Annotated in this window: 11 protein-coding genes; 9 read left to right on the top strand and 2 right to left on the bottom strand. The window is 64.7% G+C overall.

The genetic code is table 11. From position 1 onward, the window contains the following. Positions 1–131: 131 nt before the first annotated feature. Together AC56KW_RS23260 and AC56KW_RS23255 are read left to right on the top strand one after the other, a co-directional pair. Entirely contained in the window at positions 132–617 is a 486-nt protein-coding gene (locus AC56KW_RS23260) for a YajQ family cyclic di-GMP-binding protein (protein WP_208280298.1), read from the top strand. Between the two features lie 190 nt (positions 618–807). Continuing rightward, a complete protein-coding gene (locus tag AC56KW_RS23255) occupies positions 808–2,076 on the top strand; it encodes a nitronate monooxygenase (protein WP_497173004.1) in 1,269 nt (422 codons plus the stop codon). A gap of 132 nt (positions 2,077–2,208) precedes the next feature. Here AC56KW_RS23255 and AC56KW_RS23250 read toward each other — a convergent pair whose 3' ends face one another. Beyond that, complete coding sequence (locus AC56KW_RS23250; protein WP_497173003.1) at positions 2,209–3,210, bottom strand: alpha/beta hydrolase family protein; 1,002 nt, start codon at positions 3,208–3,210, stop codon at positions 2,209–2,211. 415 nt (positions 3,211–3,625) lie between these two features. Between AC56KW_RS23250 and AC56KW_RS23245 the strand changes: the two genes are divergently transcribed. Next, entirely contained in the window at positions 3,626–5,953 is a 2,328-nt protein-coding gene (locus AC56KW_RS23245) for an FdhF/YdeP family oxidoreductase (protein ID WP_497173002.1), read from the top strand. Between the two features lie 94 nt (positions 5,954–6,047). Beyond that, complete coding sequence (locus AC56KW_RS23240; protein ID WP_497173001.1) at positions 6,048–8,408, top strand: putative bifunctional diguanylate cyclase/phosphodiesterase; 2,361 nt, start codon at positions 6,048–6,050, stop codon at positions 8,406–8,408. Here the strand turns inward: AC56KW_RS23240 and AC56KW_RS23235 are convergent. Beyond that, positions 8,355–8,819, bottom strand: a complete 465-nt coding sequence (locus AC56KW_RS23235) for a hypothetical protein (protein ID WP_497173000.1) — start codon at positions 8,817–8,819, stop codon at positions 8,355–8,357. The genes AC56KW_RS23240 and AC56KW_RS23235 overlap by 54 nt on opposite strands. Positions 8,820–9,082: 263 nt before the next feature. On the opposite strand from AC56KW_RS23235, the gene AC56KW_RS23230 reads away from it, so the two are divergent. The 5 genes from AC56KW_RS23230 to AC56KW_RS23210 all read left to right on the top strand — a co-directional run. Continuing rightward, positions 9,083–10,369, top strand: a complete 1,287-nt coding sequence (locus AC56KW_RS23230; RefSeq protein ID WP_497172999.1) for a sensor histidine kinase — start codon at positions 9,083–9,085, stop codon at positions 10,367–10,369. Between the two features lie 71 nt (positions 10,370–10,440). Then, a complete protein-coding gene (locus AC56KW_RS23225; RefSeq protein WP_497172998.1) occupies positions 10,441–11,208 on the top strand; it encodes a LytR/AlgR family response regulator transcription factor in 768 nt (255 codons plus the stop codon). A 147-nt stretch (positions 11,209–11,355) separates the two neighbouring features. Next, positions 11,356–12,534, top strand: coding sequence for a PAS domain-containing sensor histidine kinase (locus tag AC56KW_RS23220; protein WP_497172997.1), 1,179 nt, complete (start codon positions 11,356–11,358; stop codon positions 12,532–12,534). A gap of 162 nt (positions 12,535–12,696) precedes the next feature. Beyond that, the gene (locus AC56KW_RS23215) at positions 12,697–13,725 is read left to right on the top strand and encodes a porin (RefSeq protein ID WP_497172996.1); all 1,029 of its coding nucleotides are present in this window, start codon (positions 12,697–12,699) and stop codon (positions 13,723–13,725) included. 189 nt (positions 13,726–13,914) lie between these two features. Next, the coding region (locus tag AC56KW_RS23210; protein ID WP_497172995.1) for a transposase at positions 13,915–14,168 on the top strand (254 nt) is incomplete at its 3' end.

The raw sequence follows: 14,168 nt of genomic DNA, 5'->3' as shown, positions 1-14,168 counted from the left end.
TGAAAATATCGTTTCATTATAGTGGTTCACGCATTCTGACCTTTCCAGGCAGGCAAAACGGTCGCGATTGGGCCCGTTGTCCGCTAAAATAGAGGGGTTAATCTAGAAGCTTTATCAATAAAGGACACTCCATGCCATCGTTTGATGTCGTCTGCGAAGCAGACATGGTCGAAGTCAAGAACGCGGTCGAGCAATCGAACAAAGAGATCACGACCCGCTTCGACTTCAAGGGCAGCTCGGCCAATGTCGAACAAAAAGAGCGCGAACTGACCCTGCTCGCCGATTCCGATTTCCAGCTCGGCCAGGTCAAGGACGTGCTCATCAACAAGATGTCGAAACGCAAGGTCGACGTGCGCTTCCTGGACGAAGGCAAGGTCGAGAAGATCGGCGGCGACAAGGTCAAGCAAGTGATCAAGGTGCGCAACGGCATCGAGACCGAAGACGCGAAAAAGATCACCAAGCTGATCAAGGAAAGCAAAATGAAGGTGCAAGCCAGCATCCAGGGCGAGTCGGTGCGCGTTACTGGTGCCAAGCGCGACGATCTGCAGACCGCGATGGCGATGCTGCGCAAGGACGTGCAAGACCTGCCGCTGGCGTTCAATAATTTCCGCGACTGATTTTTTACCACTGAGTCGCATGTGGCCGGGCCGACCGGCTTGGAAGGCAAGGCACGGGCGGACGAGGTTCCGCGGCGCCTTGCCCCGCTTGGAGTAAAATGGCGCCGTGCGAAACGCGCACGCGTTGTTGTGTCACATGACGCTGCGCATCGGCGCGACCCCAGGCAAATCAGGTAGTCTAAGGATAGCAATGAAACGTGTTGATGATTTCCGCCTACGCATGGGCAACAAGGAATATGTGCCCATCATGATCGGCGGAATGGGCGTAGACATTTCGACGTCCGAGCTGGCTCTCGAAGCGGCCCGCCTCGGCGGTATCGGTCATATCTCCGACGCCATGTCGCAAGACGTGTCCGACCGCAAGTTCGACACCACCTTCGTTAAAGACAAGACGAAGACCTACAAGTTCAATATCAACAATATGAACAAGGCGGTGGTCCAGTTCGACCTGGACCACCTGGCCGAGGCGACCCGTCGCCATGTCGGTTCGACCATGGAAGCGAAGAAAGGCGATGGCCTTATCTACGTCAATTGCATGGAAAAGCTGACCATGAACGCGCCGAAGGAAACCCTGCGCGTGCGCCTGGGCGCCGCGCTGGACGCCGGCATCGACGGTATCACCCTGTCGGCCGGCCTGCACCTGGGTTCGTTCGAGCTGATCAAGGACCATCCGCGTTTCCGCGATGCTCACCTGGGCATCATCGTGTCGTCGGTACGTGCGCTGCAACTGTTCCTGAAAAAAGTCTCGCGGCTGGACCGCAAGCCGGACTTCGTCATCGTCGAAGGCCCGCTGGCCGGCGGCCACCTGGGCTTTGGCCTGGATGACTGGAAGCAATATGACCTGCACACGATCATGGACGAGATCCACGCCTTCATGCAGGCCGAGCAGCTGGGCATCCCGGTGATCGCAGCCGGTGGCGTGTTCACGGGTTCGGATGCGGCCGGCTTCATGGAAAAAGGCGCGGCCGGCGTGCAGGTGGCGACCCGCTTCACCGTGACCCATGAGTGCGGCCTGCCGGACAGCGTCAAGCAGGAATACTTCCGCGCCAGCGAGGAAGACATCGAAGTCAACGGCGTCTCGCCGACCGGCTATCCGATGCGCATGCTCAAGAACACGCCGGCGATCGGCTCGGGCATCCGCCCGGGCTGCGAATCCTACGGCTACCTGCTCGACGCCACCGGCAACTGCGCCTACATCAACTCGTATAACCGCGAGGTGCAGGCCAATCCAGACCAGAAGAAGGTCTCGGTGATGGACAAGACCTGCCTGTGCACGCATATGCGCAACTTCAACTGCTGGACGTGCGGCCACTATACGTACCGCCTGAAGGACACCACGCATTTGCTGGCGGATGGCAACTACCAGATCCTGAGCGCCGAGCACGTGTTCAAGGATTACCAGTTCAGCGTGAACAACGAGATCGCGCTGCCGGTGAAGCAGGAAGTGGCGGCCGCGTAAGCGCCTGTGATATCAGCGAAAGCCACGGTGCGCCGTGGCTTTTCTTGTTATTGGGCCGGGCAATGGCGCTGTCAGCCCAGCGGCAACCAGCACGTCGACCCGGGATGGGGCCGACGTTCGTCATCGCCTCGATCAGCGCCGTTCGAACCAGCGCATGATCGCGTCATGCTCTCCCTGCACCTCGGGCAAGCCCCCGCTCGCCGGCACCAGGTCGTGGTCAGCCGTGGGCACGCGCTTGACCGTCACATCCCTGCCCTGCCCGCGCAATTGCGCCACCATCACCTCGGTCGACAGGATCGGCGTGCTGCGATCCTGCATGCCACTGACGATGTAGACGCGTGCGCGCGCCTGCAGCAGATTGTCGCCGGCCGACTGCGCAAAGAAACTGCTCCAGCGCCGATACGGATGCCCCCAGGCGAACTTGCTGCCGCTGGCGGGATCGGCCAGGATGTCCGCGACCGTGGCGTCGAGCACGGCCAGCTCACGCGCCTTGTCGGCGTCGCTCCCGCTGCCCCCGTGGATGCGGGCGACGAAGTCGTACAACTGGGTCGTGCCCGACGCGCCGCTCAGCGCCACGGCGCCAACCTCGGGCACCGCGCGCGCAAGTCCAGCCGCCAACGCACCGCCTTCCGACATCCCGATCACCAGCACCCGGCCGGCATCGACTTGCGGCTGAACCAGCGCGTGGCGCAGGGCCCGGCGCAAGGTGGCCAGCCAGGTATCGTAGGAAAAATAGCGATTGAATGCGTCGCCGCAGCCGGCAGCGCTGCCCGCTTCACCGTCCTGCTGGGCGGGTTGGTGCGGCTTGTCCACCGCCATGACGGCATAGCGTCCGCTGGCGGCAAGCGGCACCCAGTTGAAGATGGCGGAACTGCGCTGGTCGGTACCCAGCCCGCTGAAGGGCGGCGTACACCCCGACCCCTGGATGAACAACACCAGCGGCGCTTTTGCCTTGGGCCTGGACAGGTAGTAGCTGAGCGGCGGTCCCTCGTCGGCCGGCAGCGTCACGCGGTCCAGGCTCCAGCCCGTGAAGTGGAAAGCCTCCTTCCGCTCGGCGCCGGTGGCGGGCAAGCTGGCGGCCAGGGCCGACGCCAGGGCGAAGGCAAGGAAGATGCGATGGGCGACAATGCGCACGAAGATCCTTTCAGATGTACAAACCTTCGATATTGCCTTTACGCCCATCCCGATGCAATGCGATCCGGGTAGGCTGCGCCGATTCCTTGGCGCTGTCATCGCGTAACTGTCGATGACGCCGAACAGTAGGCATAGGGCCAGGCGCCTTGCGCAAGGCAAGCAAGTTCATTGTCAAAAGAATTGTTTCCCATGCAGATAGGAATCTCATGGACGAGCAATCCATTAATAAAATTAATTATCGTTACTAGAATGATAGTTGCTGACAGCCAGCATCGGTAGGATAAGGCCCCGGCGGCGCCGTGTTGCCCTTGGAATGACCCGTCATCGTTCAAGATTGCCGCTCAATGTGCGCGGTCGCACCGAGATGTGGCGGATGTGGACGCTACGGTAGACCTTCACCAGCACGGAGGATCAGATGAGCCAGCCAGAGAAACCTGTCCGCATCGAACGCGCCACCATGCCAGCCGGCGGCTGGGGCTCGGTCAGCGACGTGACGCAAGCCCTGGGCGGGCAGAATGTGGTGCTGAAGGATACGCGCCTGCTGCTCAAGCAGAACAAGCCGGACGGTTACGCCTGCGTCAGCTGCGCCTGGGCCAAGCCGGCCGACCCGCATCCGTTCGAATTCTGTTCCAGCGGCGCCAAGGCCACGGCCTGGGAAACCACGAGCAAGACCATCGGCCCGGATTTCTTCGACCGCCACACGCTTACCGAGCTGGAGCTCTGGAGCGACCATGACCTGGAAGACCACGGCCGCCTGACGGTGCCGCTGCGCTACGATGCCGCCAGCGACAAGTACCGCCCGGTCGACTGGGAGACGGCCTTCGCCGAGATCGGCGCCGCCCTGCGTCCCCTCGATCGCAAGAAGGTGGTGTTCTACGCCTCCGGCCGCGCCTCGCTGGAAACCTCGTATATGTACCAGCTGCTGGCGCGCATGTACGGCAACAACAACCTGCCTGACAGTTCGAATATGTGCCACGAAAGCACCTCGGTCGGCCTGCAGAAAACCATCGGGGTCGGGGTCGGCACCGTGCAGCTGAACGACTTCAAGCACACCGACTGCATCCTGTTCTTCGGTCAGAACGTGGGCGTCAACAGCCCGCGCATGCTGCACCAGCTACAGGAAGCGCGCGAGCGTGGCGTGCCGGTCATCACCTTCAATCCGCTGCGCGAACGGGGCCTGGTGAGTTTCACCAATCCGCAGTCGCCACTCGAGATGCTCACCGGCCACGAGACCGTGATCAGCACCCAGTACCACCAGATCCGGCCGGGCGGCGACACGGCCGCCATCATGGGCATGTGCAAGGCCATCTTCGCGCTGGACGATGCGGCACAGGCAAGCGGAGACCAGCGCGTGATCGATGTCGCCTTCATCCAGGAACACACCAACGGCTTCGAGGCATTCGAACGCGCCGTACGCGCCTGCGACTGGGCCGCGATCGAGCGCGAAGCGGGCCTGGCGCGCGCCGCGCTCGAACAAGCGGCCGATGTCTATTGCAAGGCCGGCGCCGCGCTGGGCGTCTATGGCATGGGCCTGACCCAGCACCGCAACGGCGTGCAGAACGTGACCATGCTGGTCAACCTGCTGCTCTTGCGCGGCAATATCGGCAAGCCCGGCGCCGGCATCTGCCCGGTGCGCGGCCACTCCAATGTGCAGGGCCAGCGCACGGTCGGCATCACCGAGAAACCCGAACTCGCTCCACTCGACAAGCTCAAGGAGCAATATGGCTTCGAGCCGCCGCGCGACGAGGGCTTGACCACCGTGGACGCCTGCGAAGCGATCCTCGCGCATGAACTGCACGCCTTCGTCGGCCTGGGCGGCAACTTCCTGCGCGCGGTGCCCGAGACGACCTTGATGGAAGCGGCCTGGCGCGAACTGCCGCTGACGGTGCAGGTCGCGACCAAGCTCAATCGCAACCACGTCATCCACGGCAAGGCCGCCTACCTGTTGCCCTGCCTGGGCCGGATCGAGATCGACCGCCAGCGCTCCGGGCCGCAGGCGGTCACGGTGGAAGACAGCACCTCGTGCATGCACGGTTCGCGCGGGATGGCCGAACCGGCCGCGCCGACCCTGCTGTCCGAGCCCGCCATCGTGGCCGGCATCGCCAAGGCCACGCTCGACCCGAATCCGCGCGTCGACTGGGACGCATGGGTCGCCGACTACGCCACCATCCGCGCTGCGATCGAAGCGACCTTCCCCGAGATCTTCAAGGACTTCAACCAGCGCATGTGGACGCCAGGCGGCTTTCGCAAGCCGCTCGCCGCCGCCGAACGGGTCTGGAAGACCGACAGCGGCAAGGCCGAATTCACGGCGCCCGACGAACTGCGCGGCAATCCAGACCTGGAAAGCGGGCCCGAGGTCCTGCGCCTGTTCACGATCCGCAGCGACGGCCAGTTCAACACCACGATCTACAGCCACGACGACCGGTTCCGCGGCGTGCACGGCAGCCGCATGGTGTTGTTCATGGGCCAGGCCGACATGGCGCGCCATGGCCTGGCCAAAGGCGACCTGGTGGCGCTGCGGACCAAGGCCGACGACGGCGTCGAGCGCCGCGTGGACGGCCTGCAGATCGTGCCCTACGACGTGCCGCCCGGCTGCATCGCCGGCTACTACCCTGAATGCAACCCATTGATCCCGCTGTGGCACCATGCCAAGGAAAGCAAGGTCCCGGCGGCAAAATCGATCGATGTACTGCTCGAACGCAGCACGGCGCATGTGGCCGTCCCTGTCCCGCACGCCACGTGACGTTTGCCAAGCAAATCAGGAACAGGTGTAAGCTGGCCTCACGCAAGCGCCCACCGCGGCAAGGCGCGCTTGGAAGCGAGAAAGGCGGCCCGACATGTCAGCGTTCGACCCCTCCGAGCAGGTCAGCTTCCTGGCTGACGACACAGGTAAGATCCTTACCTGGAACCCCCGCTGCGCTGCGCTGTTCGGCCTGGCCGCGGCGGACGCCCTCGGGCACGATGCCGCCCGCCTCCTCGGGGCGCCCCCGTGGCCTGCCCTGCGCGACGCCGGCATCGTCCATGTCGACCTGCCCGCGCCGGCGCGGCGCACGGCCAGTGTCGTCTTGGAAGCCCAGTTCGAGGCCAGCGGCGCCTCGTGCGGCCGCATCGTCACCGTCATCCCCGCTGCCTGCACGCTGTCCGAAAGCGAGCGGATCGGCATCACCGCGCTGAAAGACGTGGTCGACCTGCTGCCAGGCACCTTCTACATCCTGGACCGCGCGGGCCGCATCCTGATGTGGAACCACAACCTCGAGCGCGTGTGCGAAATGATGCCGGAAGAACTGGCCACGACCAACGCCTTCGAGATGCTCGATGCGCGCGACCGCGCCGGATTCAGCGACAAGGCCAGGCGCCTGTTCGACACCAATACCGAACTCGCGATGGAGGTCGATTACGTCTCGCGTAGCGGCCGCGAGACCCCGGTCCTGCTGCGCGGCGCGCGCATCGACTGCAACGGCGGCCAGTACCTGTTCGGGATGGGCATCGATATTTCCAAGCGGCGCGCCCGCGAGCGCCAGCTGAACCTGTACCGGCGGGCCCTGAATGCGGCCAGCAACGGGGTGATCATCACCGCTAACGGCGGCCCCGACCATGCGATCGAATACGTGAACCCGGCCTTCGAACGCATTACCGGCTACCCGGCCGACGAGGTCATCGGCCGCGATCCCCGCTTCATGGCCGCGCCCGGCCTCGATGTCGACGAGCGCAACCGCATGCGCCAGGCGCTGCACGAGCGGCGTGCGGTCCACGTCGTGCTGCGCAACCTGCGCAAGAACGGCGAGCTGTTCTGGAACGATCTGCACATCACGCCGATCCATGACGACAACGGCCAGGTGACGCACTTCGTCGGCATCCTGGTCGACGTCACGGCCAGCAAGCAGCGCGCCGACCATCTCGAGCACGAGGTCAACCACGACAGCCTGACCGGCCTGGCCAACCGCACCCTGCTGTGGGACAGGCTCGACCACGCCGTGCACCTGGCCCAGCGCCACCAGACGCTGGTGGCGGCCGTGCTGATCGACCTCGACAACTTCAAGACCATCAACGATACCTTCGGCCACGATGCCGGCGACGCGGTCCTGAAAGTGGTGGCGCGCCGCCTGCAGGCGGCCGTGCGCGACAGCGACACGGTGGCGCGCATGTCGGGCGACGAGTTCGTGATGGTCCTGGTCGACCAGCCCAGCCTGCGCTACACGCTGCGCATGGTCGAACGGGTGCGGCGCGCGCTGGTGATGCCGGTCGCCTTTGGCCGCAACGAGATCCCGGTCGGCGCCAGCCTCGGCGTGGCCGCCTTCCCGCCCGACGGCCGCACCCCGGCGGACCTGGTACGCGCGGCCGACATGGCCATGTACCGCGCCAAGGGCAATGGCGGCGGCGTGCACTTCTTTTCCAGCGAGATGCGCTCGGCCAGCGAGGCCCGCGCGGCCCTGGCGGGCAGCATGAAGAGCGCGCTCGAAAGCGAGCAGTTGTTCCTGCTGTTCCAGCCGCGCATGGATGCGCGCAGCGGCAAGGTGCGCGGCTTCGAAGCGCTGCTGCGCTGGAACCATCCCGAGAACGGCGTGCTGTTGCCGGCGGCCTTCCTGGCCGAGGCCGAGGAAAGCGGACAGATCGTCGAGATCGGCAACTGGGTGCTGGAGCGCGCCTGCGCCTTTGCGCGCGAGCTGCGCCACGCCGGCTACACGGCGCTGCCGGTGGCGGTCAATGTCTCGCATCGCGAATACAGCCGGCCCACCTTCATTGCCGGCATCGCCGAGCGCATGGCGCGCTTCGGCCTGCCTCCCGGCACGCTCGAGATCGAAATCCCCGAGGCCGACCTGATCCGCAATCCTGGACTGGGGAGCGACCTGGCGACGCAGCTGCGCGACGTCGGCGCCATGTTGTCGATCGACCAGTTCGGACGCGGCATCTCGGATTTGCACTTCCTGCAGCAGTTGTCGGTGCGCCAGGTCAAGCTGTCGAAGGTGGCGGTACACAATATCGCCAACCATGGCCGCGGCGGCTCGCTGGCCAAGGCCTTGATCGATATCGGGCGCAACCTCGACATCACGGTCGTCGGCGAAGCGGTCGAGACCGAGGCGCAGGTGGAGTTCCTGCGCAACCACGGCTGCGACCAGATGCAGGGCCAGTGGTTCAGCGAGCCGCTATCGGCCGACGCCGCGCGCCGTTTGCTGGCGCAGCGTCAACACTCTGCGTGAGCAGTCAGCCTTCGCTGGTGATGCGCCTGACCCGCGCGCCCAGCACGTCTTCGCCGGTTCGTCGTGCACCGGGCAGCCGGCGGCGTGTTCTTGCCTACCGCCCCCGTATTCCAGCATCGGCGCGCCGAGAGTGGTCTTCGACGTGCGGTCGGGGATCGACATGCCGGTGGCGAACACGGCATATTCTGCTTCACGCCCCCACGGCACGTGGACCGAGATATTCGTTTCGGGGAGCAAGGCAACGATGATGAACCGGTTGCCGGCATAGATCGGGGGCGCGTCGCGCAGGTCGGGCACCACCAGGTTGCCCCCCACCCGCGCGCAGCCCCGGATCGGTTCCTTGCAGCGCCGGATCGGTTCCTTGCAGCGCGGAACTTGTTGGGAAGCGCTGACATCGGCATACCCTTTCACCGTCGGTTGTGATCAGGTCGCGGCACGGCGCGCCCATCGGAGCAGAGCGTCATACCTTGCAATGTTTCCAATGGATAGCTGTTGAGTTCAATCATTCCGGGCCCTTGCGTACCGTCCATTCCCCCAAATCTGCAGGCTGTCGCAGGGGGCTGGCCCTGATGCGCCGGGCGGGTTAAAGTTGCATCATCCCAACGCCGGGCCTGCCCGGCCGCCATTGCCCGCCGCCCCGCTGGCCATGACGAACAGCCAAGATTGACGACGCCATGCAAGCACGTAGTTCGACACAACAGTATTTGACCGGCATCCTGTCCCGGCTCTACCGGGCCTTCGACGCGGTGGCGACCTGGGTCACCCAGCTGTCGTGGTGGAAGTTCCTGCTGTTCGCCTGCCTGACCCTGACCGCCGCCGCCATCTTGCAAGAGGAACTGTTCAACGGCCCCGCCCAGGAAGAGATTGCCCGCGCCGAGCGTGACGCCGGCCGCCGCAGCGACGCCAGCATCCTGATCGACGAAAGCGGCATCCGCTTCAACCCGCGCACCCGGGCGCGCGGCAACACGGCCGATCCGGCCGGCCCGGCCTCGCCCGCCGAACCCGCAAGCCCCGCGGATCCCGGTGCCCCCGAGGCGCCCCGTGCCCCCCTGCCGCCCGCTCCGCCAGCCATCGGGGGCGTCAACATCCATCCGGGCGACGATTCGGTCCACATCGAGCTGCCGCCCCAAATCGGCGAAGAACTGTCCAATGCCATCGAAGCGGCGGTCGAGGACGCCGCGGAACAAAAAGTGTCGCGCTATCACAAGCAGGCGTCGACCTGGTTCATGAACTTCGTGCTGCTGCTCCTGCTGGCCTTGTTCGGCACCAAGGCCCTGGTCGGCGGCAAGAAGCGCGCCGATGCCGAGGCGCAGGTCGCGAATGCCGCCGCCGAGCGCGAAGCCATGCAGCGCCAGCTGTCGGAAACCAGGATGCAGATGATGCAGGCCCAGGTCGAACCGCACTTCCTGTTCAACACGCTGGCTTCGGTGGAGCACCTGATCCGGGTCGATCCGCCGCGCGCCTCGGCCATGCAGCGCAGCCTGATCCAGTACCTGCGCGCGGTCTTGCCGCAGATGCGCGACAACGCCGTACTCACCGGCCTGGGCCGTGAAGTGGATATGGTGACGGCCTACCTGGCCCTGCTCAAGATGCGGATGGAAGAACGCCTGACGGTCGACCTGCAGATCCCGGACGGCCTGCGCAGCGCGGCCTTCCCGCCCATGATGCTGCAGTCAATGGTCGAGAATGCCATCAAGCACGGCCTCGAATGCAAGAGCGAAGGCGGCACGCTCAAGATCGTGGCCGAAGTGGCCGACAGCAAGCTGCGCGTGACCGTGACCGACGACGGCGTCGGCTTCGGCGTGGTGCCGAGCGACGGCACCGGCCTGGGCCTGCAAACCATCCGCGACCGCCTCAAGCTGCTGCACGGCGACAGCGCCCGCCTGCACATCGGCGCCAACAGCCCAAGCGGCGTGATCGCGATGATCGAAGTGCCCTATCAGTTGTCGAAACAAGGATGAAAGGCCCGGCTTGCCTACGTCCCTGTTTCATTGAATAATCATTAAATAATAAACCCTGTAAAGAGACTGCCATGCCTACCGCGATTATTGCCGATGACGAAAGACTGATGCGCGACCAGCTGCGCATGCGCCTGCAGGAAGCCTGGCCGGAACTGCAGATCGTCGGCGAGGCGAAGAATGGCGAGGAAGCCGTGCAACTGGTCGGCGAACTGCAACCCGACCTGACCTTCCTCGATATCCGCATGCCGGGCAAGACCGGGATGGAAGCGGCGCGCGAGATCGGCGACGGGAGCCAGATCGTGTTCGTGACCGCCTACGACCAGTACGCGGTGGAGGCCTTCGAACGCGGCGCGATCGATTATGTGCTCAAGCCAACCGAGCCGGACCGTCTCAAGATCACGGTCGAGCGCCTCAAGGAACGGCTGGACAAACCGCAGGTTGCCGGCAGCGTCAACGACAGCGTCTCGGCCATGCTTTCCCAGCTGGCCGAGAAGATCGCCGCGCCCAAGCAAAAGCACCTGCAATGGATCCAGGCCAGCATCGGCCAGGACTTGCGCATGATCCCGGTCGAGGAAATCCTGTTCTTCCGCTCGGACGAGAAATACACCGCCGTGCAGACGGCCGGTTTTGAAGCCCTGATCCGCAAGCCGGTGCGCGACCTGGCCGACGAGCTCGATCCGTCGCTGTTCTGGCAGATCCACCGCGCGACCCTGGTCAACGTGAATGCGATCGAAGGCGTGACGCGCGATATCCGTGGTCGTCACCTGGTGCTGGTCAAGGGCCGTCCAGAAAAACTCGAAGTCAGCCGCAGCTTCCTGCACCTGTTCAAGCAGATGTGACGGTCCGGCGCTCCGGCGGTCCGGCGCTCGGGCGCTCCGGCGGTCCGGCGCCGGCCGCTTGTCACCCCTCAAATCCCGCTTCCACCCATGGGCGTAATGTAGAGGACCCGGGCCGCATCCGCGGCCTTCCCCCTATACCTATCCCGCATGAGACTCCAGCGCAGGGCACGCAGTCGCCGCACCGGCCCGGCCGTGCCGGTAGTCGGCATCCTGGGCGGCCACTGCAGCGGCAATATGGCGGCCGCCCTGCGCCGGGCCCGCAGTCCGCAGCGCGGCGCGCGCGGCATCGACGGCGGCCGTATCGTCCACAGCGCCAGCGACGCCATCCTGTCGGTCGACGAGGACACCATCATCCTGCTGGCCAACCCGGCCGCGGCCCAGATGTTCAGTTCCAGCGTGAGCGCCATGCAGGGCTCGCGGCTGTCGCGCTTCATCCAGCCGCCCACGCCAGAGGCACTGACCCCGCTCGACTATTTTCCGGCCGGCGGCGGCCGCGCCGGCCGGCGCGCCACCGACTACGCCGTCACCGGCATCCGCAGCGGTGGCCAGCTGTTTCCGGTCGAGGGGTCGATCTCCAGCGTCGAGCACGATGGCCGTCCCGTGTTTACGGTGATCCTGCGCGATGTCTCCGAGCGCCATCTGGTGCAGCAAAAGCTGGCGCGCTCGCACGACCAGCTGCGCCAGTTGTCCTCGGCCCTGCAGAGCATCCGCGAAGAAGAACGCACCCATATCGCGCGCGAGCTGCACGACGACCTCGGTCAGTTGCTGGCCTCGCTGCGCATGGACCTGACCCTGCTGACCCGGGTCGACCACCTGCCGGACGCCAGCGTGCGCCTGATTTCGGGCATGGAAGGCAACCTGCTCACCGCCATCACCTCGCTGCGCCGCATCGCCACCAACCTGCGCCCGCGCGCCCTCGACGAGGGCGGCCTGTATTTCGCGCTGCAGGGCTTGCGCGACGAGTTCGTCGAGCGCCACGGCATCGCCTGCGCCCTGCTCGCCGACGAAGCCGAGCTGCGCCTGGACAATGCCGCCAGCACCGCGGTATTTCGCATCGTGCAAGAGGCGCTGACCAATATCGCGCGCCACGCGGGGGCGCAGAACGTGCTGCTCAACCTCTACCGCAGCAATGGCAAGCTGCTGGTGACGATCCAGGACGACGGCCGTGGCATCCGCGCCGAAGACATGGAAAAAGCCCAGTCCCTCGGCCTGGTGGGCATGCGCGAACGGGTCTGGGCCATGCATGGCGACATCACCATTGCCGGCGATGCATCCCCCGGCACGCGCATCGATATCGTGTTGCCGTTATCAAGTCACATCGTCTGAAGTTTTGCACGGTTGGGCAACGTAAAGAATATTGTTCGGCTATTGCGTAAAAACAACATAGTCACGATGTCATGAACTCGACATATTGGCCCGATAAGATCGCTGTCGATCTGAGTTGACTTGCTAACTCAACATCTTGTCGAAACCAAACTGGAGATCTTCATGAAGTATAAGTTCCTGGCCGCCGCTGTGCTGTCGTCCCTGCCACTGTTCGCCCAAGCCCAGACCAATGTCCAGATCTACGGCGTGATGGACGCAGCCATCGCCCTGGAAGACACCGATGCGCCGGGCGAAGACCGTCGCACCACCATCAGCTCGGGCAACCAGTCGAGCAGCCGCCTCGGTTTCCGCGGCACCGAAGATCTCGGTAACGGCCTGAAAGCCATGTTCAACATCGAAGCCGGCGTGTCGCTCGACACCGGCGCCACCGACAGCCAGACCTTCGGCCGCCGCGCCGTGGTTGGCCTGCAAGGCAACTTCGGTACCCTGACCCTGGGTCGCGAGTACTCGCCGATCGCGGCCGTCGCCGCCGCCTCGGACATCAACGGCCAGGGCCTGTACGGCTCGAACCTGTCGGCCTTCGGCACCAACCGCCTGACCCGTCGCCTCGCGAACTCGGTCAACTACAAATCGAACTCGCTGTCGGGCTTCGTCGTCAACGCCGCCTACTCGACCGGCGAAAAAACCGTCGATCCGTCGGGCGACCTGCTCGGCGCATCGCTCGAATACAAGAACGGCGGCCTGTACCTCGGCGCCGGCTACCACACCATCGAGCGCCTGGCCGAAGACGACGACACGGAAATGGCGTTCGGCGCCGGCTACAATTTCGGCGCGTTCGAAATCAAGGGCAACTGGATGAAGGCCGAAGTCGAAGGCACCGGCGCGGCTGCCGACATCGAATACACCAACGCCAACATCGGCGCTTCGTACGCCGTCGGCGCAAACAAGTTCTTCCTGAACTTCCAGCAGCAGAAGCTGGACAACACCGATGCCAAGGGCAACACCGTGTCGGTGTCGTACACCTACTCGCTGTCGAAACGCACCAACATCTACACGACCTACGCCCAGCTGCGCAACAACGGCCGCGGCGTGTTCGGCATCAACGCTTCGTCGAACAACGTGACCCCGCCAGCAACCGCCCTGGGCGCCGATCCATCGGTGTTCACCGTCGGCCTGCGTCACTCGTTCTAATCACGGATTGCCGCGCGGGCTGCCAACGGCGGTCCGCGACGGTATCTGCAGGTCCCCGCGGCCGTGGGGACATTTAACGCCGGCGACGCCGGCGTTTTTTTAGGCGATGTACACGTTAAATATGGATGAGCGTTGAACTGTTGAGCTGCCCGGCGGTCCAACCCCTATCGTCGTCCATAGGAGTGAATCGTGAAGGCGCCCCGGTTCGCAAAGCTGGTTGCACAACTGCCATTGTTGAACCAGCCTCAGCGGCTGCAACTACTCGACGCTCTCCACCCTGCAGCCGGGCTCGACCGGATAATCGCGCTCATTGCCGAGATTCGCGTTCCACTGCGCCGCTGTCCAGATTGCTCCTGCGAACGGTGCCACCGCCATGGCCAGGCCAATCATCTGCAACGGTTCCGGTGCTGCCAGTGCGGACGCACCTTCAACGACCTGACCGG

The sequence above is a fragment of the Telluria sp. RT2P19 genome (assembly GCF_059685725.1).
This window is presented reverse-complemented; position numbering and strand designations above follow the sequence as displayed.